This is a genomic window from Microbacterium sp. B35-30, from assembly GCF_010634855.1.
GTDB lineage: Bacteria > Actinomycetota > Actinomycetes > Actinomycetales > Microbacteriaceae > Microbacterium.
Map to the genome: position 1 here is coordinate 14547 of NZ_MWLQ01000022.1, position 26232 is coordinate 40778.

The 26232-nt window shown below is 70.4% G+C and carries 23 protein-coding genes; 17 read left to right on the plus strand and 6 right to left on the minus strand.

The annotated features are described in order from the left end of the window. Window positions 1-103 precede the first annotated feature (103 nt). The 4 genes from B2K11_RS13025 to B2K11_RS13040 all read left to right on the plus strand — a co-directional run bounded on the left by B2K11_RS13025 (window position 104) and on the right by B2K11_RS13040 (window position 3930). Window positions 104-334, plus strand: a complete 231-nt coding sequence (locus B2K11_RS13025) for a hypothetical protein (RefSeq protein ID WP_163618718.1) — start codon at window positions 104-106, stop codon at window positions 332-334. 148 nt (window positions 335-482) lie between these two features. After that, window positions 483-2306 (plus strand): histidine kinase, encoded by a 1824-nt coding sequence (locus B2K11_RS13030; protein WP_163618719.1) that lies wholly within the window; start codon window positions 483-485, stop codon window positions 2304-2306. Then, window positions 2306-3004: a response regulator transcription factor gene (locus B2K11_RS13035; RefSeq protein ID WP_163618720.1), complete on the plus strand. Its 699-nt coding sequence runs from the start codon at window positions 2306-2308 to the stop codon at window positions 3002-3004. The genes B2K11_RS13030 and B2K11_RS13035 overlap by 1 nt, the downstream gene beginning before the upstream one ends. A gap of 236 nt (window positions 3005-3240) precedes the next feature. Then, a complete protein-coding gene (locus B2K11_RS13040; protein ID WP_163618721.1) occupies window positions 3241-3930 on the plus strand; it encodes a hypothetical protein in 690 nt (229 codons plus the stop codon). Window positions 3931-3985: 55 nt separating this feature from the next. On the opposite strand, the gene B2K11_RS13045 is transcribed toward B2K11_RS13040, so the two are convergent. Beyond that, a complete protein-coding gene (locus tag B2K11_RS13045) occupies window positions 3986-4666 on the minus strand; it encodes a DedA family protein (RefSeq protein WP_163618722.1) in 681 nt (226 codons plus the stop codon). A gap of 109 nt (window positions 4667-4775) precedes the next feature. On the opposite strand from B2K11_RS13045, the gene B2K11_RS13050 reads away from it, so the two are divergent. From B2K11_RS13050 to B2K11_RS13075, 6 genes are all read left to right on the plus strand, one after another. Beyond that, complete coding sequence (locus B2K11_RS13050; protein ID WP_163618723.1) at window positions 4776-6179, plus strand: histidine kinase; 1404 nt, start codon at window positions 4776-4778, stop codon at window positions 6177-6179. Continuing rightward, a complete protein-coding gene (locus tag B2K11_RS13055; protein WP_163618724.1) occupies window positions 6176-6832 on the plus strand; it encodes a response regulator transcription factor in 657 nt (218 codons plus the stop codon). The genes B2K11_RS13050 and B2K11_RS13055 overlap by 4 nt, the downstream gene beginning before the upstream one ends. Window positions 6833-6882: 50 nt before the next feature. Continuing rightward, window positions 6883-7821, plus strand: coding sequence for a DUF1214 domain-containing protein (locus B2K11_RS13060; RefSeq protein ID WP_163618725.1), 939 nt, complete (start codon window positions 6883-6885; stop codon window positions 7819-7821). 95 nt (window positions 7822-7916) lie between these two features. Beyond that, complete coding sequence (locus B2K11_RS13065) at window positions 7917-8624, plus strand: VOC family protein (RefSeq protein WP_163618726.1); 708 nt, start codon at window positions 7917-7919, stop codon at window positions 8622-8624. 121 nt (window positions 8625-8745) lie between these two features. Continuing rightward, window positions 8746-9132, plus strand: coding sequence for a YciI family protein (locus B2K11_RS13070; protein WP_163618727.1), 387 nt, complete (start codon window positions 8746-8748; stop codon window positions 9130-9132). 111 nt (window positions 9133-9243) lie between these two features. Further along, window positions 9244-10488: a sigma-70 family RNA polymerase sigma factor gene (locus B2K11_RS13075; protein ID WP_163618728.1), complete on the plus strand. Its 1245-nt coding sequence runs from the start codon at window positions 9244-9246 to the stop codon at window positions 10486-10488. A gap of 50 nt (window positions 10489-10538) precedes the next feature. Here the strand turns inward: B2K11_RS13075 and B2K11_RS13080 are convergent, their stop codons facing one another. The 3 genes from B2K11_RS13080 to B2K11_RS13090 all read right to left on the minus strand — a co-directional run bounded on the left by B2K11_RS13080 (window position 10539) and on the right by B2K11_RS13090 (window position 14547). Next, entirely contained in the window at window positions 10539-12047 is a 1509-nt protein-coding gene (locus B2K11_RS13080; RefSeq protein ID WP_163618729.1) for an SPFH domain-containing protein, read from the minus strand. A 117-nt stretch (window positions 12048-12164) separates the two neighbouring features. Then, window positions 12165-13403 (minus strand): MFS transporter, encoded by a 1239-nt coding sequence (locus B2K11_RS13085; RefSeq protein ID WP_239526028.1) that lies wholly within the window; start codon window positions 13401-13403, stop codon window positions 12165-12167. A 148-nt stretch (window positions 13404-13551) separates the two neighbouring features. Next, a complete protein-coding gene (locus tag B2K11_RS13090) occupies window positions 13552-14547 on the minus strand; it encodes an Lrp/AsnC family transcriptional regulator (protein ID WP_163618730.1) in 996 nt (331 codons plus the stop codon). A gap of 141 nt (window positions 14548-14688) precedes the next feature. On the opposite strand from B2K11_RS13090, the gene B2K11_RS13095 reads away from it, so the two are divergent. Genes B2K11_RS13095 through B2K11_RS13105 form a run of 3 tightly spaced genes read left to right on the plus strand, consistent with a single transcriptional unit; the run spans window position 14689 to window position 18748 of the window. Then, a complete protein-coding gene (locus tag B2K11_RS13095) occupies window positions 14689-15918 on the plus strand; it encodes an amidohydrolase (RefSeq protein ID WP_239526030.1) in 1230 nt (409 codons plus the stop codon). Further along, window positions 15915-17369, plus strand: coding sequence for a DUF3100 domain-containing protein (locus B2K11_RS13100; RefSeq protein ID WP_239526032.1), 1455 nt, complete (start codon window positions 15915-15917; stop codon window positions 17367-17369). Before B2K11_RS13095 ends, B2K11_RS13100 begins: the two co-directional genes overlap by 4 nt. Then, a complete protein-coding gene (locus B2K11_RS13105) occupies window positions 17369-18748 on the plus strand; it encodes an L-serine ammonia-lyase (RefSeq protein WP_163618732.1) in 1380 nt (459 codons plus the stop codon). The genes B2K11_RS13100 and B2K11_RS13105 overlap by 1 nt, the downstream gene beginning before the upstream one ends. A gap of 27 nt (window positions 18749-18775) precedes the next feature. Here B2K11_RS13105 and helR read toward each other — a convergent pair whose 3' ends face one another. Next, a complete protein-coding gene (helR, locus tag B2K11_RS13110; protein ID WP_163618733.1) occupies window positions 18776-20914 on the minus strand; it encodes an RNA polymerase recycling motor ATPase HelR in 2139 nt (712 codons plus the stop codon). Between the two features lie 244 nt (window positions 20915-21158). Continuing rightward, the gene (locus B2K11_RS13115; protein ID WP_204260125.1) at window positions 21159-21776 is read right to left on the minus strand and encodes a TetR/AcrR family transcriptional regulator; all 618 of its coding nucleotides are present in this window, start codon (window positions 21774-21776) and stop codon (window positions 21159-21161) included. Window positions 21777-21899: 123 nt separating this feature from the next. Between B2K11_RS13115 and B2K11_RS13120 the strand changes: the two genes are divergently transcribed. The 4 genes from B2K11_RS13120 to panB all read left to right on the plus strand — a co-directional run bounded on the left by B2K11_RS13120 (window position 21900) and on the right by panB (window position 26228). Continuing rightward, window positions 21900-23357 carry a cytosine permease gene (locus tag B2K11_RS13120; protein ID WP_204260126.1) on the plus strand — a complete coding sequence of 486 codons (1458 nt, stop codon included), beginning with the start codon at window positions 21900-21902 and terminating at the stop codon, window positions 23355-23357. Between the two features lie 296 nt (window positions 23358-23653). Beyond that, on the plus strand, window positions 23654-24520 hold the full coding sequence (locus B2K11_RS13125; RefSeq protein WP_163618735.1) for a DUF2520 domain-containing protein: 867 nt from the start codon (window positions 23654-23656) through the stop codon (window positions 24518-24520). Beyond that, the gene (gene panC / locus B2K11_RS13130; RefSeq protein ID WP_163618736.1) at window positions 24517-25368 is read left to right on the plus strand and encodes a pantoate--beta-alanine ligase; all 852 of its coding nucleotides are present in this window, start codon (window positions 24517-24519) and stop codon (window positions 25366-25368) included. Before B2K11_RS13125 ends, panC begins: the two co-directional genes overlap by 4 nt. Next, complete coding sequence (gene panB, locus B2K11_RS13135; RefSeq protein WP_163618737.1) at window positions 25368-26228, plus strand: 3-methyl-2-oxobutanoate hydroxymethyltransferase; 861 nt, start codon at window positions 25368-25370, stop codon at window positions 26226-26228. The genes panC and panB overlap by 1 nt, the downstream gene beginning before the upstream one ends. The last annotated feature ends 4 nt before the right edge of the window (window positions 26229-26232 follow it).

Genomic DNA, 26232 nt, shown 5'->3' on the forward strand with positions numbered 1-26232 from the left:
GGGGCCCGCCGGCCCCGCAGCTCCTGCCGGGCCGGAGACGCTCCACTGCACCTCGCGCTCCGCGAGCACGCTCGGTTTGGTGAGGCAGACGCCATCTGGTGGGATGCGCAGCACACCGGTGACCTTGTTCTGGCAGGCGACGATCGCGGCCGCGGTCGCGGGAACGGCGGCGGGCGTGACCGCGCCGGCCGTCGCAGCGAGGGCGACGACGCTTGCCGCCAAGAGAACCGCGGTGCGCGCCCTAGCCATGGAGCACCGCCATCATCGACGGATTCTGGATGGTTCGCATCGCCGTCTCCTTCTGGAATGGCACCGTCAGCCCGGCGCCGAATGAGCTGATCGTCTCTCGCGGGCAGGGCCACGGCATCCATCCCGGCAGTGGTTCTGAGGGGCGGAGGTCTCGACGGGGTGCGCGTCTGGTCGTAGGCCGTGTCCGACCCGGGTCTGATGCGCCGAACGCGCTCGCGGCGTAGTCTCCCGCCATGTGGCTGCGGCGCCCGTCCCTCGTGGAAGCCGTCGTCGGCGCGCTGTGCGGCATCCCGGTCGGGGCGTTCTTCCTGCCGACCACGTTCTGGGCGTTGCCCATCGCCGTTGCGACGGCGGCGCTGATCATGGTGCTGCCTCAGCGGCCGCTGACCGCCGGAGTGGTGCTGTCGGCGCTCTTCCTGCTCCTCGATCTGACCGGCCTGACCCCCGACGGCGCTCCCTACCTGGCACCGTTTCTCATCGGGGTCTACTACCTCGGGCGTTACGCTCCACTCTGGCGTGGTGCGCTCGTCGCTCTCACGTTTCCGATCGCCTCGATGGAGGCGTGGAATCAGAGCACGGTGGCTTTCGCCCTCGTCTTCACGGGATCCGTCTTCGCGTACGGCCGGGTGGTGCACTCGCGCGCCGAGAGTGCGCACCGCGCGCAGGCGTCTGCGGCAGAACTGCAAGCGACGGATGCCGCGGCCGTGGCTGCGCGGATCGTCGCAGACGAGCGCGCCCGGCTCGGCGGACAGTCACTGGGACTGCTCAGGGCCGCGGTAGAAGGCATGAGGTCGGATGCTGCTGCCGCCCGCATCGATCTGGACCCGGCACTGATCGAGTCGGTGAGCAGGCGGGGCAGGCAGGCCGTGACCGAGTTGCGCTGGTTGCTGGGCATCCTCCGGTCGGAGCCCAACCCCAAGCACTCCAGCACGCCGTCCGCCGCGGGCATTCGCACGATCGACATCGTGCTCGCGGCGGTGCTGCTTGTCGGAGGAGTCCTGGAGCTGTCGTTTCAGGCGTGGCAACCGCCGAGTCCCCTCGCATGGGCCCTTGCCCTCGTGCTGCCGGCCTGCGTGCTCGCCAGGCGGCGCTTCGGCACCATCGCGTGCATCGTGGCGACGGCTGGCGTCGTCTCGGGACTGCTGGCCGGGGTCCTGCCGGGCGTCTCGAGCCTGCTCTGCATCGTGCTGCTGGCCTGGTCTGTCGGCACGGCGGGGCTGCCCCTGCTCTGGCTGATCTTCGCTGCACTCGCCGCCGCGTCAGCCGGATGGTTCGACCTCCATGAACCGGGCAACGGCCTCTTCTGCCTCGCAGTGATCGCGCTGCCGGCGTTCGCGGGACTCGAGTGGTCGGCGCAGGACCGGGCCGCCCGGGCCGCGTCTGCCGAAGCCGACCGGCTCCGCGCGGATCTGGACGCGCGGGTCGAAACAGCCCGCCGCGAGGAGCGCCTGCGGATCGCCCGCGAGCTGCACGATGTCGCGAGCCATTCTGTCGGCGTCATGGTGATGCAGGCTTCGGCCGCGTCCGCGCTGCGCGAGCGCGATCCGGCGGCCGCGCGGGATGCCCTGAAGACTGTCGGCGAAACCGCTGAGCACACCCTCAAGGAACTCGAGGTGATGTTCGATCTGCTCGACTCCGGCGCGATCGGGGGCCCTGGGCTGGCCAGAGCTCCTCGTGAGCCGCTGCAGAGCCTGGTGGATCGGATGCGCAAGACAGGACTGGAGATCTCGCTCGAGCGGACGCCGGTCCCCCCGAACCTCGACGACGTCGTCTATCGGATCGTGCAGGAGAGTCTCACGAACATCGTGCGGCATTCGAACGCACGCAACGTGCGGATCCGGGTGGAGTGGTCCGGCGACGAGGTGCGTGTGGGCGTCAAGGACGACGGGGTGCGTCGCGCAGATCCACCCTCTCGGAGTTCTGAGACCACGGGCTTCGGGCTCACCGGTCTCGACGAGCGCGTGGAGGGCGTGGGCGGAACCTTCCGAGCCGGGTGGACAGACGAGGGATTCCTCGTCGAAGCGGTGTTCTCGGCCGACGCTGTCGCGAGGCTCTGATGGCGGACTCTCCGATCCGCGTGCTGATCGCGGACGATCAGCACCTCATCCGTGGGGGACTGCGGGCCATCATCGACGCAGAACCCGACATGCGGGTCGTCGGAGAGGCCTCCGACGGCGCGTCGGCCGCGCGTGAGGCGGTCGCCACTCGTGCCGACGTGGTCCTGATGGACGTGCAGATGCCGGGCATCGACGGCATCGAGGGGGCCCGGTCGGTCATCGATGCCCGGCCCGAGGCGCGAGTCGTGATGCTCACGATGTTCGATCTCGACGAATACGTCGTCGGCGCGCTGCGCGCTGGAGCCAGCGGGTTCCTCCTGAAGACCACGCCGCCGGCCGATCTCACCGCCGCCATCCGGGCGTGCCTGAGCGGAGCGATGCTCTTCGCCCCCTCGGTCACACGGCGGCTCGTCGAGTCCTACGTGAGTCAGCCACCGCCCGTCGATGGCGTGCCCGACCGACTCGCCAGCCTGACGCCGCGCGAGCTCGATGTGTTCGAGGCGATCGCGCGGGGGCTGTCCAACAGCGAGATCGGCGCTCAGCTCTATATGGGCGAGGCGACCGTCAAGACCCACATCACGCGCATCCTGGCGAAACTGGGCTTGCGTGACCGTGTGCAGGCGGTGGTGCTCGCGTACGACTGCGGTCTCATGCGGCCGGCGGTCGTGCACAGGGACGACTCGCCCCCCGCTCGTTGAACGAGCCGAAGACGGGACGAAGTCCGCCCCCGCCCGTGTCGTCCCGCTGACAGTGCGGCCGGCAACGACGGGAGCGTCAGACCGAAGTCGGACCACAGGCTACGACTTCGCGAGAGCCGATGAGGACTTCCGGTGCGCGAGGGACCGCGTCTCGTGGGATGTGCGGCCCGCGCGGCAGCGGGCATCGTGGGCTTCGCACCGACGGTGCACCGCAAACTACGTGGAAGGTGGCAATCATGCGACGTCTTGATGTGGCGCTGCGCTGGCTGGGAGCGATCGGGATCACGCTCGCCCCGCTCGGTATCTTCGTGCTTCCGGGGCTGCTGCACCCGGAACCTTACGAGACCGCCGAGGATCAATTCACAGCGATCGCCGAAGGCACGGGGGGTGAGTACCTGGCACTGGGCCTGCAGATCTTCGGCTCGGCCATCCTCATGGCGGCCGCGGTGGGAATCGGCGGCTGCACGATCGCACGTGGTAGAGGACGCACACTCGGCGCGATCGGCCTGATCACCGGAATGGTCACGGCGGTCGTCCTCCTCCTGGTGCTGGGATTCGAACTCGCCACGCTGACCATTCTGATCTCGTCGACCGACACGGACGCGGCGGTCTCACAGGTGGTCGCACTCTCGGCTAGTCCGGCGTTCGGGGTGCCGCTGCTCGTCGGCCTCGTCGGCTTCTTCCTCACCCTTCCGCTCCTGGTGTTCGCACTGTGGCGCAGCCGGATCGTGCCGATCGTCGTTCCGCTGCTGTTCGCGCTGCCCGTCTTGGTCGGCTTCGTGCCGCTCCCGGTGGACACGACCGTGCTCGGGGGGGTGACGATGCTGATCCCGTGCCTCTGGGCGAGCGTGCAGCTCGTCCGCGGCGCCGTCACCGACGCGAGCGCGGATGCCGCGACGGCCGAGACAGCTCGGGTTGCCGGCTGAGCCCAGTATGCGAAAACGCCCCGGGTGCCCCGGGGTGTTTTCGCGCTTACACGCGTCACACAGCGCCGGGACGCGCCGCCGAGGTGACCCGCGGGCTTTCGCTGTCGGGCAGTACCGCGCCGACCGGACGCGCCTCGCGGTTGAGGATGCGGCGGATGACGGCATCCACCACCGCCCCTATCACCGCGGCGATCACGATCGCGAGCACGATGGCCAGCAGCGGCTGGTCGTGCAGCCACTGCCCGGCGACGATCCCGAATACCGCCGAGTATGCCGCCCAGGTGATGCCGGCGGCGATCGAGAGCGGCAGGAACCGGCGAAGCGGGTAGCCCGTCGCACCGGCAGTCATGTTCACCGCGATCCGGCCGACCGGGATGTAGCGCGCGGTGAAGATGAGGAGCGCACCGCGCCGGTCCAGCCCGCGGCGTGCCCACTCGACCGCGCTGGTGACGCGCCTCGTGCGCATCCAGCGGAAGCGGTCCGTGCCCAATACCCGGCCGAGCTGATACGCGATGTTGTCGCCGATGATGGCGCCTGCGGCAGCCACGCCGATGAGCAGCAGCAGGTTCGGCTGTCCCGTGACCACCGAGACCGTGGCCGCGCCGACCACGACCGTCTCGCTCGGGATCGGCGGGAAGAACCCGTCGATCACGCACACGGCGAGCACGACCACGTACACCCACGGCGATGCCGCGAGGTCGGTCACGAGGGTCGTCAGCAGTGCGAGGAGGTCCATGCCTGCGACGCTACGAACGGGGCAGAGGCCGGCACAGCCGACCGAAGCATGGACTGCACCTTACTTTCGTCAGTCCTGCGGGAGGGGTCTGCGTTCCTACGATGGGGGGATGCTCCGTGCCGGTCGTTCCCTGCGAGGGTCGTGGCCCACGCCGGTCGGCGTCGTGCTCCTGCTCCTCGCGACGTCGATCGCGCTGCCGTTGGCCCGGTGGGGCGACTCTGCGCTGGTGCTCGCCCTGATCCCGGCAGCGGTCGCCGGCTACCTGGCGGGACGCCACATGGTCGGGCTCGTGCCGGCCGTGGTCGCCTTCTCCGTCGTGCTGGCGGCCTCGCTCCCGATCTCTTACGTGCTGCCCGGCACCGCGCCCCTCGGCGACTGGATGGCGAGCGTACTCATCGCGCTGCTCACAGTCGTGGCTCCCTGGTGGTTCGGCAGGTACCGGATGCTGCGGGAGGAGCAGCGCGAATCGGATGCCGCGATCCTCGCCGACCGCGCGCAGGCCGACGAACGCGGGCGCATCGCGGACGACCTCCACGACACGATCGGCCACGAGCTGGCATTGATCGCGGTGCAGGCTGGAGCTCTGGAGCTCGGGCGGGATCTCAGTCCCGCGCAGCGTGAGCAGTTCCGCGCGTTGCGCGAGGCCGCCGTGCGGGCGAGCGACCGTCTGCGCGATGTGGTGCGGGTGACGCGGCCCGAAGACGGCCCGAGTCGACTGGACCCCGTCGGCGGCGAGGGCATCGCTGCGCTCGTGGCCGGGGCGAGGGATGCCGGGATGAGCGTCGAGGCGGCCATCGACCACGCGCTCGTTGCGGCCGCGGATCCATTGATCGCGGAGCTGGCCGTGCGCACAGTTCGCGAGGGCCTCACGAACGCGGCCAGGCACGCACCCGGCGCCGCGGTCGAGATCCATGTCGGGCGGTCCGACGCCGACGGCGTGACGGTGTCCATCCGCTCGGCGGCGTCCACCGAGACCGGTGCGCAGGGCAGCGGCCACGGCATCCCGAGCCTCCGTCGTCGTGCCGAGCTGCTCGGTGGGTCCATCGATGCGGACTCGACGCCGGGCGGCGGCTTCGAGCTGAGGCTGCGGGCGCCGATGCGCGCCGAGACCGTCGCGCACGGATCCATGGATGCCGCGGACCCGGCGCTGCGCACCAACGCGCGTGCTGCCCGCCGACGTGTGTGGCAGGCGACGATCGTCCCGGCCGTGATCCTCGGGCTCGCCCTCGTCGGCTTCGCCGTCGTGCAGGCGATCACGTTCGCGCACACCGCGGTCACGTCCGAGCTGTACGAGAGCATCGAGCTGGGCGCGACGCGGGCGGCGCTCGCGCCGCTTCTGCCGGCGGGCACCCCGGGCCCGGTGCCGATCGTCGCCGAGCCGCCGTCGCCCGACGGAACGGAGTGCGAGTACTTCGCCGCGCGCGACGGCTGGCTGCACTTCACCGATGCGACGTATCGCCTGTGCTTCGATCAAGGAGTGCTCGTCGAGAAGACCCTGCTGGAGGCGCGATGATCCGGGTGCTCATCGCCGACGACGAGGCCATGATGCGCGCGGGCGTGCGCTCGATCCTTGAATCCGACCTTGAGATCGAGGTGGTGTTCGAGGCCGCGAATGGCCGCGAAGCGATCGACGGCACCCAGCGCCACCGTCCCGATGTGGCCGTGCTCGACATCCGGATGCCGGTGCTCGACGGCCTGAGTGCGGCCACAGAGATCGCGGCCACCGTGCCGGGCACCCGGATCGTGATGCTGACGACCTTCGGTGAGGACGACTACATCGAGCGAGCACTCGGCGGCGGCGCGCTGGGGTTCCTGCTGAAGGCCGCCGATCCCCGAGAACTGATCGCGGGCGTTCGCGCGGTCTCGGAGGGCGGCGCGTACCTCTCCCCGGACATCGCGCGCCGGGTCATCGCGCCGTACCGCGAGGGCGACCGCACGCGCAGCGCGGAGGCCCGCGAGTCTGCCGCTACCCTGACCGATCGTGAGCGCGAGGTGCTCGCTCTGCTCGGCGCGGGAGCCTCGAACGCCGAGATCGGCACGCAGCTGCACCTCGTCGAGGGCACGGTGAAGGGCTACGTCAGCACCATCCTGGCGAAGCTCGGCGTGCGCAACCGCGTCGAAGCCGCCGTGCTGGCGTACCGGGCGGGCATCGTCGCGGCCGAATGATCGGGCATCCGCTGTCCGACGAGCGGGAGGCCGCGTGGCAGGATCAACCCATGAGCACCCTCGTCAACGCCGATACCTTCGTTCGCGCGGAAACACACCGGATGATGCACGACCTGCAGTCCAATGTCGGAGGCGTCAACCGCTTTCTGCACAACCGCGAGCCGGCCGCGGTCGACAAGCAGACCGTCATCCGCCTGAACCGTGACACGCTCTACAGCTTCGCGGTCGTGGACATCAGTGCCGGGGCGACGCTCACGATTCCCGAGCACGGCGAGCGATACCTCTCGGCCATGGTGGTCAACGAGCACCACTACGTCGATGCCGTCTTCCATGACGCCGGCGAGTACGAGCTTTCGCTGGACCGGTTCGGCACACCACACGTGGTGGTCGCCGTCCGAATCCTGGCCGACCCCAACGACCCCGCGGACCTCGCCGAGGTGCGGGTGATCCAGGACGGCATCGGCTTGGAAGCCCGCTCCAGCCAGCCGTTCGAGATGCCTGAGTACGACACCGAGACCTTCGACGAGACGCGCGACGCCCTGCTCGCGCTGGCCCGCAATCTCACCGGCTTCGACCGGATGTTCGGCGCCCGCGATGAGGTGGATCCCGTACGGCACCTCATCGGCACGGCGGCCGGATGGGGCGGGCTGCCTTCCGCGGAGGCGAGCTACATCGGCGTCGACCCGCGGCTTCCGGTCGGGCGGTACGAGTTGACGGTGGGGGATGTCCCGGCCGACGGGTTCTGGTCGATCTCGGTCTACAACGCCGCCGGCTTCTTCGAGCCGAACGAGCGCGCCGCGTACACGATCAACAACATCACCGGCGTGCGCAACGACGACGGCAGCATCACCGTCCGCTTCGGCGACTACCCCGCAGACGTCCCCAACGCCCTTCCGATCACGGAGGGCTGGAACTACCTCGTCCGGCTCTATCGCCCGCGCCCCGAGATCCTCGACGGGGAGTGGACCTTCCCCACACTGAGCACCTGAACCCCGAACGCGCACTCGGATCGGTGCGGATGAACGGGCGAAGCGGTGAACTCCGCCCTGCCGCTGCGATCGATCCAGAGCTAGGCTTCGCGACTATGGACATGCTGGGGGGCGGAGAGATCGCCGCAGCCGACCTGACGGACTGGCGCAAGCTGGCGCAGGGGCTGCACGCCCGATACCGGGTCGACGACTTCACGAGCGGCGCACTGTTCGTCGTCGCGGTGGGCGAGGCGGGCGACGCGCTCCGCCACCACCCGCAGGTGTCTATGGGGGCGGGGTACGTCGATCTCAAGCTGGTGAGCGACGATGCCATCTACCGCGACGGTGAAGGCACCGAACACGTCGTCGAATGGGTGACCCAGCAGGACGTGATGCTGGCGCGACGGATCTCCGAGATCGCCGCCGATCACGGAGTCGCCGCCGACCCTGCAGCGGTCAGCCACATCGAACTCGGCCTCGACACGGCACGCTCGGCGACCATCGCCCCGGTGTGGGCGGCACTCCTCACCGGAAGCGCCGACTCGCAGGGCCGCGGGTCTCCCAGCGACGAGATCAGAGACGCCACAGGGCGAGTGCCGAACCTGTGGTTCGGGGAAGCCGACGAAGGGGAGGCCCCGCGTCAGCGCTTGCACATCGAGGTCTATGTCGCGCCCGAGGTGGCCGAGCAACGCATCGTGGACGCCGTCGCGGCAGGGGGGACCGTCGTCGATGACAGCAACGCGCCAGAGCTCACGGTGATCGCCGACCAGGACGGCAACACCGGAGTCGTGTGCGTGGACGTGTCCGCCGCAAAGAAGGCGTGAATGTCTCAGGGATAGTGTCGTATCCGATCGTTGCCGTTCGTGGATCTGGTGTGCGACCCGTTCGGGCCGCCGCGACGAAGGAGCCACGACATGGCTCTCGTCCCGATGAGAGGAGACGACAGTGCCCAAGTATCTGATCGCATTCAACGACGAGTGGGTGCCCGAGCACACCCCCGACGAACTGCACCGCAAGAGCGAGGCCTCGAAAGCTGTGCTCGAAGAGATGACGGAGGCAGGCGTCTTCCTCTTCGCGGAGGGGGGAATCGATGCCTCGACCGCGATCTTCAGCGTCGTGAGCAAGGACGGGAAGCCCGTCTTCACCGATGGGCCGTTCGTCGAGAGCAAGGAGCACCTCGGCGGGTTCACTGTCGTCGAGGTGCCGGACGACGAGGCCGCACGATACTGGGCCGGGCGACTGGCCATCTCGCTGGACTGGCCCCAGGAGGTGCACCGGTTCCCGTCGGGCCTCGCGGAGATCATCGAACGGCAATCGCCTGCGAGTGAGTGACGTGGCTCGAGACCGGCCGTCCGCGATCGGACCAGCGGAGCGCTTTGCGGCCGGCGCCGTCGAAGCGCGTCTCGTCCGGTCCGCGGCATCCGCCCACGCTCTGCTGGGTTCATGACCCCAACCCCTGTCGAGGAGGCCATCAGCCGCGCACACCACGAGGAGTGGGCGCGGCTGGTGGCGGGTCTCGCCCGTCGCTTCGGCGATCTGGACCTCGCCGAGGACGCTGCAGCCGAGGCATTCGTCTCCGCCGTGGAGCGGTGGCCGCGCGACGGGGTGCCACCCAACCCCGGCGCCTGGCTCACCACGACCGCAACGCGCAAGGCGATCGACCGGCTGCGTCGAGAGTCCCATCGCGACCGCAAACAACAGGCTGCACTGATGCTGTCGGACGAGAATCCACCCGAGCCGACCGGACCGGTCGAGGACGACCGGCTTCGGCTGGTCTTCACGTGCTGCCATCCCGCGCTCGCCACGGAGGCCCGCATCGCGCTGACGTTGCGCCTGCTCGGCGGACTCACCGTCGCGCAGATCGCCCACGCTTTCCTGGTGCCGGAGACCACGATGGCGAGGCGGATCACGCGCGCGAAAGCGAAGATCAAGGCAGCGCACATTCCCTACCGGGTGCCGTCGGCGACCGATATCCAGGAGCGGCTCGCCGGGGTGCTCGCCGTGATCTACCTCATCTTCAACGAGGGCTATCTGACCACTGCGGGAGACGACCCGCTGCGCGCCGACCTGACCGACGAGGCGATCCGATTGGGCCGCCTCCTGCGCACGCTCCTGCCGGATGAAGGGGAGGTGACCGGCCTCCTCGCGCTGATGCTCCTGACGGACGCACGCCGCACCGCGCGCGTGTCCCGCACCGGTGAGCTGGTGACCCTGGATGAGCAAGACCGCGGCGCGTGGAACAGGACCCTGGTGGTCGAGGGTCACGGCCTCGTCCGCGAGCGGATCGCCGCCGTCGCCGCCGGTGCAGAGCCACCAGGGCGATATCAGCTCCTGGCCGCGATCAACGCCGTGCACACGGATGCCCCGACCTCGCGCGACACCGACTGGTCGCAGATCGTCGCCCTCTACGACCGCCTGATTGCCCTCGATCCCTCCGCGATCGTGCGGCTGAACCGCGCGATCGCGGTCGCCGAAGTGGACGGCCCCGACGTCGCACTCGCCGAGATCGACCGACTCGGCGAGGCGCTCGCCGAGTACCACGCATATCACGCCGCGCGCGCCGACCTTCTGCGGCGGGTCGGGCGAAGCCACGACTCGCGGACGGCGTACGACAGAGCCATCCGACTCGCCGGCAACGCCGCCGAGCGGGCATACCTCGCCCGCCGTCGCGACCAGCTCGTGGGGTGAACAGACAGCGCCCGCCTGCATCGCAGGCGGGCGCTGACGTGTGACGACGCTCAGCCGACGACTGGCTCGGGGTCGACGGCGGTGGTGGTCACGTGGGTTGCGGTTCCCTCGGCGACACCGCGACCGAAGGCGCGGCCCTGCATGACGGCCCCGAGGTCGAGACCGGTGGCGGCCTTGACGCTCTCGAACGTCGCCGTGAGGCTCGTCGACTGCTCGCGGGCCAGGTGGGATGCCGCGCTGTCGCCGCCGATCAGCGTGATGCTGCCGACCTTCTCGTACCCCTTGGCGAACTCCGCCATGAGCTGCGGCAGCTGACCGATGATCTCCTTCGCGAGGATCGCGTCCTGGTTCTCGCGCAGGGCCGCCGCCTCGGCGGCGACGGCCTCCGCAACGGCGTTGCCGCGAAGGCGGATCGCCTCCGCTTCGGCCTCCGCCTGCACGCGCACGGCGGCCGCCTCGGCTTCGGCCTTCATCCGGACGGCCGCCGCCTCGGCGGAGGCGGACGCCTCACGCGCCTCGGCCTGGGCCTTCACCGCGTAGGCATCGGCATCCGAGCGCTCCTGAGCGACCTTGCGGTCGGCCTCGGCGTTCTTCTCGCGCTTGTATGCCTCGGCGTCCGCCGCGATCTGCTGCTGGTAGGCCTCGGCGTCGGCCAGCGTCTGCTGCCGGTACTTGTCGGCGTCAGCGACCTTCTTGACCTCGGCATCCAGCCGAGCCTGCGTGTTGTTGGCCTCCTGGAGCAGCACACCCTGCTCGGCCTCGGCGCGGGCGAGGTTCTCGGCCTGCTCGGCCTGGGCGTTCGCCCGGCCGACCTCCGACTTGGCGGCGGCGGTGTTCTTGTCGAGCGCGGTCTGCTCGATCAGGTTCGCCTCGTCGGCGGCGAGCTGGCGCTTCTTCACCTCGCGCGTGGCGTCGATCTCTGCGACATCGGCTTCCCGCTTGACGCGCTGTACTTCCTTGGCGCCGAGCGCCGAGATGTAGTTGTTCTTGTCGGTGATGCCCTGGATGGCGAACGAGTCGAGCACCAGACCCTGTGCGAGCAGGTCGCCCGAGATGCCCTGGGCGATCTCGTCGCTCAGCTTCTGCCGATCCTGCATGACCTGCTCGACGGTGAGCTTCGCCACGACGCCGCGCAGCGCGCCTTCGAGCTGCTCCGTCGTGAAGACGACGATGGCGTCGTCCTGCGATGCGAAGCGCTCGGCGGCGCGGCGCACCTGGTCGGGTGTCGAGCCGATCTTCACGAGGGCGACGCCGGTGAGGTCGATCGTGACGCCGTTGATGGTCTGCGCGGTCGGCTCGAACTTGATCTGCCGCGAACGCAGCGAGACCTTGTCGGAGCGCTGCGTCAGCTTGTTGACGAATGCTCCGCGACCGCTGATGACGGTCATCTTGTTGGCTTCGCCCTCGGTGCTGTCGCGCGCCTTCTTGCCGACGATGACGATGGCCTCGTCGGCTTTCGGCACTTGGTACCACGCGCGGAACAGGATGAAGCCGATGAGGGCGACGACGAGCACGACTCCGACAGCTGCAGCGATGCCGATGAGGCCGAACAGATCCATGGGGGATTCTCCAGGTTGAGCCCGCCGATTGCGGGCCATGCTTCGAATCTATGGGCAGCGCTGCCTGCCGGTGCACCCGGGCCGCCGATTTGTGGATGCCGCGGCGCCTCGCGACCGCTAAGCCTCGGCGTCGGAGGTGACCTCACGCGCCGTGTCGGCGGGCGACCGCTGCGCCCGGCTCAGCAGGACGAAGGGCACCGCGATCGCCGAGATCACCCCGCTCCAGAGCATCGACGAGGCGTACCCTCCGACATCCGCCGCTCGGCCCAGCACCGGCTGGAACACGACCCCGCCGGCGGAACCCATCAGCGAGTCGAACGACAGCACGGTCGCGCGCTGTTTCGACGGGATCATGTCGTTGAGGTAGGCGCGGTGCACCGGGTCGTCGATCGCCGAGGCGACGCCCCAGAGGGCCACCAGCACCAGCGCGAACCAGAAGTCGCGCACCAGCCCGAGCCCGATCAGCACGAGCGCGCTCGACACGGTCGCCAGCAGGATCGACGATGTGCGACGGCGGAACAGCTTTCGCACTCGCGGGGCGAGCAGGCCGCCGACGATCGAAGCCCCCGAAAGGAGAGCGGCCGCCAGCCCCGCGATCGAGTAGGCCTCCTCGTCGCCCCACAGTTCGAGCAGGTACGGCTGCATGGCGTAGAAGACGTAGATGCCGACGCCCGCGGTGAAGGGACTCGTGAGCATGAGCCAGCGCACCGGTGGATCGCCGAGGCCATAGCGGAAGGATGCACGCAGGACCGTACGGGTCGCCTGCAGCGGACGCTCGCTGCGATCCGGCTGGAAGCCCAGATCGTGCATCAGCAGGGCGGCGACCACGAACATCACCAGCAGGATGCCGCCGCGGACCAGGAACGGCACGCCCAGGTTCGTCAGCTGTGCGAGCACACCGCCGAGTACCGACCCGGCGAGCATCGCGACGCCGCCCACGATCTGCGCGCGGCCGAAGACGGTCTCGAGGCTGCCCTGGTAGCCGGTCACTTTCAGGGCGTCGACGAGCCAGGCATCGACCGCACCCGAGAAGAACGTGAAGCCCAGCCCGAGCAGCACCGACACCACCGCCCACGCCCAGAACGGCGACTGCCAGACCCACAGCATCCAATACATGACGGTCGTCACCGCCAGCGTGATCGTGCCGAGCAGGTACGAGGCTCGCCGCCCCACGGTGTCGGCTACCACGCCCGTCGGGATCTCGAAGATCAGCATTCCGGCGGTGAAGAACGCATTCGCCGAGAACGCCTCGAGGTTCGTGAGCCCGGCATCGAGCAGGAACAGCGTGTTGATGCCCCAGATGAACGATGCGGCGAGGGTGTTGCCGAGCAGCAGTGTGTAATACGTGCCCTGCACGCGGCGTGGAGTGGGCAGCGATGGCGCGGAACTGGTCCTGGAGATGGCGGCACCGCCTCTTTTCCACGGGATCTTCGGCTGACACCGCGACAGTATCCCTCCTGGCGGAAGCCGTCCACGGGGGTCGCCGCCGCCGGCCCTCGCTCCGCTAGGCGGTGGCGGGGCCGGCGAACCCCGTCGCGCGGGTGTCGGCGCCGACGGTCTGGTTCATATGCTTCGCGATCCGCAGCACGACGGCGCGGTCGCCGATGCGGGCGCCGTGCAGGGCGTTCTCGAGGGCGAGCTCGAACCGATTGACATCGGCCAGCCGCCGCAGCCACACGGCCAGGATGAGGTTGTAGCGGCTGGCCGCCGTGATCGCGAGCCGCACCTCGGGCACGGACGTGATGGCGGTGCGGGCGACCTCGAGCACCTGCGCCGGAGCCTCGACGAAGTACCAGGCATAGATGGGCCAGCCGGATGCCGCGCGCGCCATGTCGGTGCGAAAGCGCAGGCTTCCCCTCGCGCGAAGCGTCGCGAGCGCGTCCGCAACACGCTGCGGCGCGAACCCGCTGCGCTCGGCGATCGTCGCGATCGGGACGCGGCCGTCCGCCCACACCTCGCGCTCGATCGCCTCCCGCAGGTCGTCGGGCACGCGCTGCGCCGCACGGGCTCGCGGCGGCCTCGGAGGGCGGACACCCTGGGCCTCGGCCGGCTCCAGCGCGCGCAGCCGCCAGCTCGCGCCGTCGATGAGTGTCTCGTTCACGAGGTGCGTGCGCACCGACCGGACGCCGTCGAGCCGGCCCAGGCGGTGCAGCGAATAGTCGGAGAGCCCCGCGATGTCGGGCGCGAAGACAATGGCCATGAGATCGCGCGACCCGGAGGTGACGTCGAGGACGTAGACCGCGGGGTCGCGCTGCAGTTCCTGGATGACGGCATCCATCTTCGCCCGTTCGCAGTCGATCTCCATGATCGACACCTGCCCGAGGGTGGGATGCCCCGTGACCCAGGCGATGCCCTCCTCGCGCAGCCGTGCCCACCGGCGCGCGAGGGTGCTGGCGTCGACGCCGATCACGGGGGAGAGCTCGTTCCAGCTCGCACGCGGCTCGATCTGGAGTGCGTGGACGAGCCGTCGATCGATTTGATCGAGGGTGATCTCCTGCACGGGCGGCCTTCCTGGTCGGTGCGTTGACGCAATTGTGACGCACAAGCAGCGCATTCCACGCAGAAATCCTGCAGGTTCATGTGTTCGAAACATATCCAGGCGCACCATTGCCGCATCGATCGCACCGACGAAAGGACCATCGTGAGTCTCATCACGACCGACGCCGTCACCCTTACCGAGTTGAAGCGCCATGCCGCCGACGGCGTCGAATCACGCCGTGACGAGCTCATCGGCCTGAGCCACGCGATCCACGAGAACCCCGAGCTGTCGTGGCAGGAGCACGAGGCCGCAGCCCTCGTCGCCCGCACCCTCGAGGAGGCAGGCTTCGACGTCGAGATCGGGGCGTACGGAGTCTCCACCGCCGTTGAGGCCGTGTATGGCACCGGCGACCTGACGGTCGCGATCTGCGCCGAGTACGACGCGCTTCCCGGCATCGGCCACGGCTGCGGGCACAACGTCATCGCCGCCTCGGGAGTAGGCGCCGCCCTCGCGCTGGCGCCGCTGGCCGACGCGGCAGGCCTGCGGGTCAAGCTGCTCGGCACGCCTGCGGAGGAGCACGGCGGCGGCAAGGTGGCGATGCTCCTCGCCGGTGCGTGGGAAGACGTCGACTTCTCGCTCATGGTGCACGGCATGACCGGAGAGGACATTTCGGCGACGGCCTTCAGTGCGACAGCCGTCGATCGGTTCGAGGTCGTCTTCCACGGCAGGACCGCGCACGCCGCGGGCATGCCGGAGCAGGGCCTCAACGCGGCTTCCGCCGCCGCGATCGCCCAGACCGCCATCGCCTTCCTCCGCCAGCAACTGCCCAAGGACACGAATCTCAACGCCTACGTCTCGCACGGCGGTGAGGCGACGAACATCATCCCCGACCGTGCCGTCGTGCAGGTCGAACTGCGCGCGTACGACACCGACGTGTGGCGTGACATGAAGAAGCGCGTGCTCGCGTGCTTCGAGGGTGCCGCCGTCGCGACAGGATGCCGCTGGGAGTGGTCGGCGACCGAGCACCCGTACGCGCCGGTCAAGCACGACGCATCGCTCGGCGCCTTCTGGGACCGCAACCTCGTGGCGCGCGGCCGCACGATCGGCGCGGCGAAGATGGGCGGCGGCTCCACCGACATGGGCAACGTGTCGCAGGTCGTGCCCTCGATCCACCCCACCATCGCCTTCCTCGGGCAGACGGGCCCCGCCCACAACCCCGAGTTCACCGCTGCTGCGGCCACCCCCGCAGCCGACCAGGCCGTCATCGACGCCGCCACGATCCTCGCGTGGACGGTGCTCGACGTCGCCCTGGACGGCGCCCTGCGCGCCGACCTGCTCCACCGCACCGCCGAGCGCCCCGTCGGGGCGACCCGGAACACGCTCGAGGCATGACCGACCCCGCTTACGCGGACGGCACCGCCTCCCCACCTGGAGAACCCGACATGACCGCTCCCACCCACGAAGGCAACGTCGCCTCGACAGGACCGCAGTCTCCCAGCCCCCTTCAGAAGACGGCATCCGTCATCGCCCTCGGATTCCGCAGCCCGCGGCTGTGGATCCTCATCGCACTGGTCGTGGCCATCTCGGCCGGTGCGCAGGCGATCGGACCGATCGTCATCCCTCTCGGCATCGCGTCGGTGACGCTCCTGCCGATGATCTGGGGCATCACCGCAGGCGCCCTCGTCTCGGGCCAGCGTCTCAAGCCGCTGCCGATCGACCTGCAGCAGGCGGCCACCGTGATCATGGGCGTCGCCGTGCTCTTCCTCTGCGCGCGCCTGTCGTTCACGATCGGCCCGAACATCCCGCTGCTCCTGCAGGCCGGCCCCGCGCTGCTGCTGCAGGAGGTCGGTCACCTGTTCGGCACCATCGCACTGGCGCTCCCGCTCGCGGTGCTGCTGCGCATGGGGCCGGCGACCGTCGGCGCGACCTTCTCGATCGACCGCGAGGGCTCGTTCGCGATGGTGAGCGAGCGCTACGGCTCCGACTCGCCGCAGTACCGCGGAGTGCTGTCGATGTACGTCTTCGGCACCATCTTCGGCGCCGTCATCGTGAGCCTCATCGCCTCGATCGCCGCTTCGCTCGGCATCTTCGACCCGCTCGCCCTCGCCATGGGTGCGGGCGTCGGCTCGGGATCGATGATGGCGGCCGCGGCATCCGTCATCGTGTCGGCCCACCCCGACATGCAGGACCAGGTGCTCGCGCTCGCCGCCACCTCGAACCTGATCACGGGGGTGCTCGGCATCTACATCGGGGTCTGGGTGTCGCTGCCGCTCGCCGACCGCTTCTACAAGCTGCTCACCCGCAACAAGGACGCGGCGCTGCCGGGCCGCCGGTCGAAGGCCAAGGGCGCCATGCCGACCACGGCGGTCAGGACCGTGGCCGAGACGGTGCTCGAGAAGCCGAACGTGCGCGTGCCGCTCTGGGTGTCGCTGCTCATCATCGGGTTCGCCGGACTCGTTGTCGCTGCGATCGCGGCGAAGGGCTTCTCGTGGGACATGGTGATCGCGTACCTCGTGATGGGTGCACTGGTCGCGGGCGGAATCGGGCTTGCCAAGGTGACGCGCGGCAAGGTGCCGGCGATCATCGTCGTGATGACGGTGGGGGCGTTCCTCACATCGCCGATCTCACCCGTCGCCGGGTGGTTCACGACCGTCTCGGACACCATCGACTTCCTCTCGCTCATCACCGTGATGCTGACGATCGCGGGCTTGAGCCTCGGCAAGGACCTGCCGATGCTCAAGAGCATCGGCTGGAAGATCATCCCCGTCGGGACGGTCGCCATCACGGCGTCGTTCATCCTCTCGGCGATCGTCGCCGAGTTCGCGCTGGGACTGTGGGGCTGATGACCGGCACCGCCGTCCAGGTCGAGCGCGGGGTGTACACCTCCGCGCTCGACCTCTTCTCGATCGGCATCGGCCCCTCGAGCTCGCACACCGTCGGCCCGATGCGCGCGGCCGCCGACTTCCGCGACCGTCTCGCCGACGGCGGGATGCTGGCAGCCGTGGTCCGGTTCGGGTGCCGCCTCGACGGCTCCCTCGCCGCGACGGGAGTGGGACACGGCACCCCGGATGCCGTCATCGCGGGCCTCCGCGGACACCGCCCCGAGACCGTCGATCCGGCGGTCGTCCACGGCGCGTGGGCGCTTCTCGACGCCGGCCGTGCGCTCGACATCGGTGGCGTGCGGTTCACACGCGACGACCTGACGTTCGCGCCGCGCGAGCGTCCGCATGGGCACCCGAACTCCCTCACGCTGCGCGCCGAACTCGCCTCGGGCGACGTCGTCGAGGAGACGTACCTATCGGTCGGCGGGGGCTTCATCCGGCGTCTCGGGGAGCCGGTCGTGGCCGATGCGGCGGGGCCGCGTCCGGTGACGCCGAACGCGCCCACCTTCCGCAGCATGCGGGAGCTGCTCGACCTCTCGCGTGGACGCAGCATCGCCGACGTCGCCTGGGAGGCCGAGGTCTCCGTGCACGGAGCGGTCGCGGCCCGGCGCGGGCTCGATGCGATCTGGACGGCGATGCGGGCGTGCATCGAGCGCGGCCTCCACTCCGACGGCGTACTGCCGGGTGGCCTGCGCGTGCCGCGCCGAGCGGCGGCCGCGTGGAACCGGCTCGCCGAACGCGGTGAGTCGACGGATGCCGCGGAGGCGGTGTCCATCTATGCGCTCGCGGTCAACGAGGAGAACGCGGCGGGGGGACGGGTGGTGACCGCGCCGACGAACGGCGCCGCCGGCGTACTCCCCGCAGTGCTCTACCAGTCGGTCGCGGCCACCGGGTTCGACCTGGAGCTCATCCGGCGGTTCCTGCTGACGTCGACGGCGATCGGATCGATCATCAAGGCAAACGCCTCCATCTCGGGCGCCGAGGCGGGATGCCAGGCGGAGGTGGGAAGCGCCTGCGCGATGGCGGCCGCCGGGCTCACGGCCGTGCGGGGCGGCACGCCCGCGCAGATCGAGAACGCCGCCGAGATCGCGATCGAGCACCATCTCGGCCTCACGTGCGACCCGGTGTCGGGGCTCGTGCAGATCCCGTGCATCGAGCGCAACGCGGTGGCCGCGTCGACGGCGATGACGGCGAGCCGCCTGGCGCTGCTCGGCGACGGCAGCCATATCGTCGACCTCGACACCGCGATCGAGACGATGCGCCAGACCGGCGCCGACATGTCATCCCGGTACAAGGAAACGAGCGCGGCGGGGCTCGCCGTCAACGTCGTCGAGTGCTGAGCGCGACGGCGAGCCTGCGCTCCGCCGCTACCCCTCCAGCACCGCCAGCTGCTGCGTCGCGCGCGTCATCGCGACGTAGCGGTCCACCGCACCCTCGATCGCTTCGCCGAAAGCCGCGGGCTCGACGAGCACGACGAAGTCGAACTCCAGGCCCTTCGCGAGCTCGGGCGTGAGCGACCGCACGCGCTCCTCCGGCACGAACGACGCGTCGCCGATCACGACGGCGGTGCCCTCCGGATGCCCGGCGAGCCAGTCGCCCAGGATCGCGTCGCGCTCCACCACCGCGGCGCGCAGCACGGCGACGCCGCTCGAGCGGATCGACGTGGGCACGTTGGCGTCGGGGATCGCGGCGCGGATCACGGGCTCGGCCTCGGCCATGACCTCGCTCGGCGTGCGGTAGTTGATCGTCAGGGAGGCGATCTCCACGTCCGTGAGGCCTGCCTGCTCGAGTCGTTCCTGCCACGACTCGCGGAACCCGTGCCGGGCCTGGGCCCGGTCGCCGACGACCGTGAAGCTGCGCGACGGGCAGCGGGCCAGCAGCATCCGCCATTCCGCGTCCGTCAGCTCCTGCGCCTCGTCGATGACGATGTGCGCGAACGGCCCCGCGAGCAGGTCGGGGTCGGCCGCGTCGAGCACGGATTCGTCGACGAGGCTGTTGCGCAGATCTTCCCCGTCGAGCCACTGCATCATCTCGTCGCCCGCCTCCTTCAGCCGTTCGACGACCTGCGACATGTACTCGCGTTCGCGCGCGAGCCGCGCGTCGCGCTGCCGCCGACGCAGCGATGCCGCGGGGTCGCCGAGCCGACGCCGGGCGGCATCGAGCAGCGGCAGGTCCGACGTGGTCCAGTCCGTGGCGACGGTGCGCTGCAGCGCGTCCACCTCGTCGGGCGTGAGCCATGGAGCGCATCGGCGCAGGTAGGCCGGGACGCTCCAGAGGTCGGAGACGAGAACGGATGCCTCCACCAGCGGCCAGGCGCGGGCGAAGACGCGTGTCAGCTCCTCGTTGCGGGCGAGCGCTCGGCGCAGCTGATGCAGCGGCACCTCGTCGCCGTCGGCCTGGTCGATGAGGATGTCGAGCACCGTCTCCCACAGCTGGTCGCGAGCCTCGTTGTGCGGCGTGCCGGGTTCGGCCGACGCGAAGGCCTCCACCCAGTCCTGCCGGCTCAGCCAGAGCTCTCCCCACGGCGTCTCGATGAGGAGCGGCTCTGCCGGCGGCTCCTCGTACAGGCGGACGGCCGGCTCGATCGCATCGATCATGCGACCGTCTGCCTTGAGACGTGCGACAGCGGAGTCCGACTCGACCGCAGCGGTCGAGCCCTCCGCGACGAGGTCGCGCACCGTGCAGGTCTGCACGCTGTCTTCTCCGAGGCTCGGGAGCACATCCTCGACGTACGAGAGGTACGCCGGACTCGGACCGACGAACAGCACGCCCCCGCGGCCCTCTCCGAGGTGCGGGTCAGAGTAGACCAGATAGGCGGCGCGGTGCAGCGCGACCACCGTCTTGCCGGTCCCGGGTCCGCCGTCGACGACGAGGGCGCCGCGCGAACCGGCGCGGATGATCGCGTCCTGGTCGGCCTGGATCGTCCCGAGCACGTCCCGCATGCGCGGTGAGCGGCTCGCGCCGAGGCTGGCGATGAACGCTGACTGATCGTCGAGGGCGGCGTTGTGGTCGAGCCCCTCGGCGGTGAACACCTCATCCCAGTAGTCCGTCACCCGGCGTCCGGTCCACCGGTAGCGGCGGCGGCTCACGAGCCCCATGGGCTGGGCATGGGTCGCGGCGAAGAACGGCTCGGCCGCCGGCGTGCGCCAGTCGACGAGCAGTCGCCGGCCCGCGGCATCCGTGATTCCGAAGCGGCCGATGTAGACGGGCTCCGAGCCGTCGGCGGGCACCATGCGGCCCAGGCACGCGTCGACGGTGAAACGGCGCAGCACCCGCAGGCGCGCGGAGAGCCGGTGGATCTCGAGGTCGCGCTCGAGGGCGCCCTGACCGTGTCCGCCGGGCTGTCGGCGCAGCGTATCGAGGCGGTCCTCGATCCCGGCGATGGACTGGGTGAGGCTCTCGGACAGGGCGGCGAAGTGCTGCTCGTCGTCGCCGATGAGGACGGGATCGGACTTGGCGGAGAGACGTTCGGGCAGGCGGAAAGGGCTGGTCTGGATGGGGTTCACGGCATCTGCTCCTGGCGGATTTCGCGACGTGGTGTTCTGTGGGGGAGGGTCGAGGAGGCGTCGCGATCGACAAGTATGCGCCCCCAGGGGGCCCTTGCCGCAAGGCCCCCTCCGGCCGTTATCCTGGTAAGGGCAGGGAGTTGCACGAGGCGGACGGGGAGGTCCGTGACAGCACCCCGTACGAGGCGGATTTCGCCGGCGTTCGTGATGCGCGCGTGCGGTCGTCGTGGGCCGGCGGCGCCCGCTATGCAAGCAACGTGCCCGGGCGGAGCCCCAGCGTCCATTCGGCGACGTCCGAGACGAAGTGCTCATAGGGCGCCTGTGAGGACTCGCCGCTGTTGTTGACCGACGCGCTCTGGCCGTCGACGGCCATCAGGATGCGCGTGCCCGCGACGTGCGGATCGACGTCGGCGAACTCGCGCGCGGCGAGGCCCTGCTCGATGATGTCGACGATGCCGGCCTGGTTGAGCGCCTCCTCCTCGACGAGCGCCTCGTTCAAGGCAGGGCTGAAGCGCGACAGGTGGCGCGCGTTCAGCCAGAGACGCGCGAGATCCCAGGATTCGTGGCTCTCGTACCCGGCGACGAGCCGCGCCAGCCGCTGCGTCGCGGTGCCGTCGAGGTGGAAGAGCTGCGCGCGCTCACCCGAGGCCGCGCGGGTGAATGCGGCGACCACCAGGTCTTCTGCGGCGGGGAAGTAGTGGGTGATCAGGCCGGGGCGCACGCCGAGCCGGTCGGCGACCGCACGCAGCGTGATGCGCTCGAGGCCCTCGGTGAGGGCGATGTCGGCGGCCGCCGCCAGGATCTCCTCCCGGCGCTCCTCGGGACGCTTGCGCACCCGCCGAGCATCGCCGCTTGACACCATGCGGCCCATGCTATTGGATGTGTGACCAATAACCTATTGTTCGAGCGACCAATAGGGGCACCATCCCGAGAGCAACGAAGCCGCGGCCCGACGACCTGGTCAGGTCCGCCCGAGAGGATCACCGTGTCACAGCAGCCGCAGACCGCGCAGGCATCGCCGCCGCAGACGGAGTTCGTGGATGCCGCGAACCAGCCGGAGACGCGGGGCATCGAGCTGATCGGGGCGGGCGAGCGCCACGGCCGCGCTCGCGATCTGTTCTTCGTCTGGGCGGCGCCGAGCGTCAGCATCCTGAACTTCACCATCGGCGCGACGCTCGTGCTGCTCGGACTCGAGCTGTGGCAGGCGGTGCTCGTCGTGATCGCCGCCTCGGCGCTGTGGGTGCTGCCGGGCACGATCGCAATCAGCGGGCCGGCGGCCGGCACCTCGGGCTCCGTCATCACGCGCGCCATCTACGGCATCATCGGCAACAAGCCCGTCGTGGCCTTCACCGGGTGGCTCATCGGCGCGGTGTTCCTCGCCCTCAACTGGCTCGCGTCGTCGTTCCTCGGCGCGGGTCTGCTCGCCGGAATGGGGCTCACCGACCCGGTGGTCGTGCCGATCGTCGTGACCCTCGTCATCTCGGCGCTCACCGTGCTCGTCGCCGTGTACGGCCACGCGCTCATCCTGCGCGTGTACTCGTGGCTCGCCGTCGTGCTGGCCGTGATCTTCGTGACCGTCGCGGCGTTCCTCCTGCCGCAGGTCGATCTGGCGTTCCAGCAGCCCGAGCCGCTCTCGGGCGTGCCGCTGTGGTCGGCGATCACGATCGGCTTCACGATCATCGCGTCCGGCCCGATCTCGTACATCAACAGCCCCGACATCGCCCGCTACCTTCCGCGCTCGACCAAGGCGTCACACATCATCGCCGCGACGGCCCTCGGCGGCGCGCTGCCGGGCATGGTCTTCACCGTGGTGGGCGCGCTTCTCGCGACCGCGGTGACGAGCGAGGCGATGGATGCCGGCATCGAGTCCGCGCTCCTGGGCCTGCTGCCCGGCTGGCTCGGGCCGGTGCTCGTCATCGGCGTGATCGCGAACACGATCGCCCTCAACGGCATGACGACCTACACCTCGAGCATGGCGCTGCAGGCGATCGGCCTGCCGATCCGCCGCATCCCGGCCGCGATCGTCGTCGGCCTGATCGGCACCGCGCTCACCGTCTACCTCGTGCTGTCGACGAGCCTCCTGGATGCCGTCAACCTCATGCTGCAGTTCCTCGTCATCGTCTCGGCACCCACGATGGCCGTGTTCGTCGCCGACGTCGTGCTGCGCCGTGGGCGCTACGACGGCGCCGACCTCTTCGACGAGGAGCGCGGCGGCCGCTTCTGGTACAGCGGCGGCTGGAGCATTCCCGGCGTGGCGGCCGTGCTCATCGGCGGCACGGCGACCGCGCTGTGCCTGTCGACCGAGGTCTGGACCGGACCCATCGCCGAGAGCCTCGGCTATGTCGATCTCTCGGTGCCCGTCGGGATGGCGGTGTCGGTGCTCGTCTACACGGTGCTGCTGCGCACGCCGCTGGGCAAGGCGGGGCGACCCGACGCGAGCTGAGGGCTGCCTCCCCCCTCACAGCGCCCTTTCGCCGATGGCGGAAGGGCGTTGCGCAGTCCGTCAGGACGCCGGGCGCTCGCCGGCGAGTGCCTTCCGCAGGAGAAGCACGCTTCCACAGGAGGTTGGAACGATCCAACCTCCTGTAGAAGGCCGGTTGACCTGTTGGAGGACAGGGGAAGCAGGGAGGGGAAAGCTGGGGAACGGATGCCGCCGGATCCGCCCGTGGACGGACCCGGCGAGCCCGCACGGTACTTTTGAACCCTGGTTCACCAGCCGCGGACACGGGAGGGGCGACGATGCCGGACCTCGATCCCTCGTCCGTGCGCGCCCACGGCCCGGCGGCGAACGCCGGCCCCACGGCATCCGATGACCCCGTGGTCTCGCAGCGCCCCGCGGTAGCCCTCGGGCGGGTGGCGATCATCGGCGATGGCCGGGTCGGGCGGTCCATGGCGACGGCGCTCCGCGCTGCGGGGGTCGACGTCCAGGGCCCGCTCGGACGGGGCGCGACCGGCGACACGGCCGACATCGTGCTGCTGGCCGTTCCGGATGCCGAGATCGGCGCGGCCGCGCACCTCATCGCACCCGGCCGCCTGGTGGGGCACTTCTCGGGCGCGTCGACACTCGAACCGCTCGCACTGCATGAGGCGCTCAGCATCCATCCCCTCATGACCGTGGCGGGCGACCGTGCCGCATTCGACGGCGTGCCTGCGGCCGTCGCGGGCTCCACGCCTCGCGCGCTCGACACTGCCGCGGCCATCGCGCGGACCCTGGGCATGACGCCGTTCGAGGTCGCCGACGCCGACCGGGCCGCGTATCACGCGGCGGCGTCGATCGCGTCGAACTTCCTCGTGACGCTCGAGGGCTTCGCGGAGGAGCTGGCCGAGACCGCTGGAGTGCCGCGCGATGCCCTCGCTCCGCTCGTGCGCGCGACGGTGGAGAACTGGCGGGCGCAGGGTGCGGCATCCGCCCTCACCGGCCCCATCGCGCGCGGCGATGATGACACGGTCGCCCGCCAGCGCACGGCGGTGGCCGAGCGGATGCCGCGGCGCCTCGCCCTGTTCGACGCCCTCGCCGACGCGACACGCGACCTCGCGGCGACGCGCACACCCGCCGACGCCCGCGACCTCGCGGCCGACGCAGCCCCCGGGGAGGCGTCGTGGTGACCGTCGTCCGCACGATCGCGGACCTGCGCAGCGCGCTGCGCGATCGACGCAGCGGCCGCATCGGCCTGGTGCCGACGATGGGCGCCCTGCACGAGGGGCACCTCACGCTCGTGCGCGCCGCCCGCGCCGACAACGACACCGTCGTGATGTCGATCTTCGTGAACCCCGCGCAGTTCACCGAGCAGGCGGACCTCGCCGCCTACCCGCGCACCGAGGAGCGTGACGTCGCGCTCGCAGACGAAGCGGGTGTCGACGTGGTCTTCGCGCCGGACGCCGCCCAGATGTACCCCCTCGGCTTCTCGACCACCGTGAGCGTGACCGGTCCGGTCGCCGAGACCCTCGAAGGCGCCCAGCGCGGCCGCGCGCACTTCGACGGCGTCGCGACGGTCGTGACGAAGCTGCTGCTCGCCGCGCTGCCGGATGCCGCCTACTTCGGCGCGAAGGACGCGCAGCAGGTCGCCGTGCTCCGGCGCCTGACCGCCGATCTCAACGTGCCGGTCGAGCTCGTCGTGTGCCCGACCTCGCGCGACGACGACGGACTCGCGCGCTCGAGCCGCAATGCGCGGCTGTCGCCCGACGAGCGTGCACGGGCGCTCGCCATTCCGCGCGCGCTGCAGGCGGTGACGGATGCCGCAGGCTCCGGCATCCGTGATTCCCGCGCGCTGCGCGACCGGGCACTGGACGTGCTCGCCGAGGGGATGATCGCGCTCGAGTACGTCGCGTTCGTCGACCCCGAGACCTTCGAGCCGGTTCCCCTCGTGGATGGCCCGACCCTCGTGGCCATCGCCGCGCGCGTCGGCGCCACCCGGCTCATCGACAACACCGTGATCGACGCAGGAGGTTCGTGATGCGCCCGCAGGTGACGCTTCGGCGGCTGGAAGAGATGAAGGCCGGCCATGAGCCCATCGTGATGGTCACGGCCTACGACTACCCGACGGCGCGCGTCGCCGAGCGGGCCGAGGTCGACATGGTGCTCGTCGGCGACTCGGGAGCGCAGGTGGTGCTCGGCTACGACTCGACGGTGGCGGTCTCGGTCGACGAGATGCTGGTGCTCGCCCGCGCCGTGCGCCGCGGCGTCACGTCGGCGTTCGTGGTGTGCGACCTGCCGTTCGGCTCGACCGAGGTGTCGGACGAGCAGGCCGTCGCGACGGCGGTACGGTTCGTCCGCGAAGCGGGCGCCGACGCCGTCAAACTCGAGGGCGGCGGCGAGGCGCGGCTGAGCCGCATCCGCGCGATCGCCGCGGCCGGCATCGCCGTCGTCGCGCACGTGGGGCTCACCCCGCAGACCGCGGTCGCGCTGGGTGGGATGCGCGCGCAGGGACGCACGGCCGATTCCGCCGCGCGATTCGCGCGCGAGGCGGTCGCCGTGCAGGAGGCCGGCGCGAGCATGCTCGTGGTCGAGGCGGTGCCGGCCGCGGTCGTCGACGTCGTGCTGCCCGCCCTCGACATCCCGGTGATCGGCATCGGCGCCGGCCGCGCCGACGGCCAGGTGCTCGTGATGCACGACCTCCTCGGCATCACCGAGGGCAAGACCGCAGCGTTCGTCAAACGGTTCGCAGCCGTCGGCGACGAGATGGCGGGCGGCGTCGCGGCGTACGCCGCCGAGGTGCGCGGCGGCGTCTTCCCGGGACCCGAGCACGGGTACAGCGCGAACGAGGCCGCGGTCGCCGCGACGCGCGAGGCGCTTGCCGGGAACTCGACGGACTGACGCC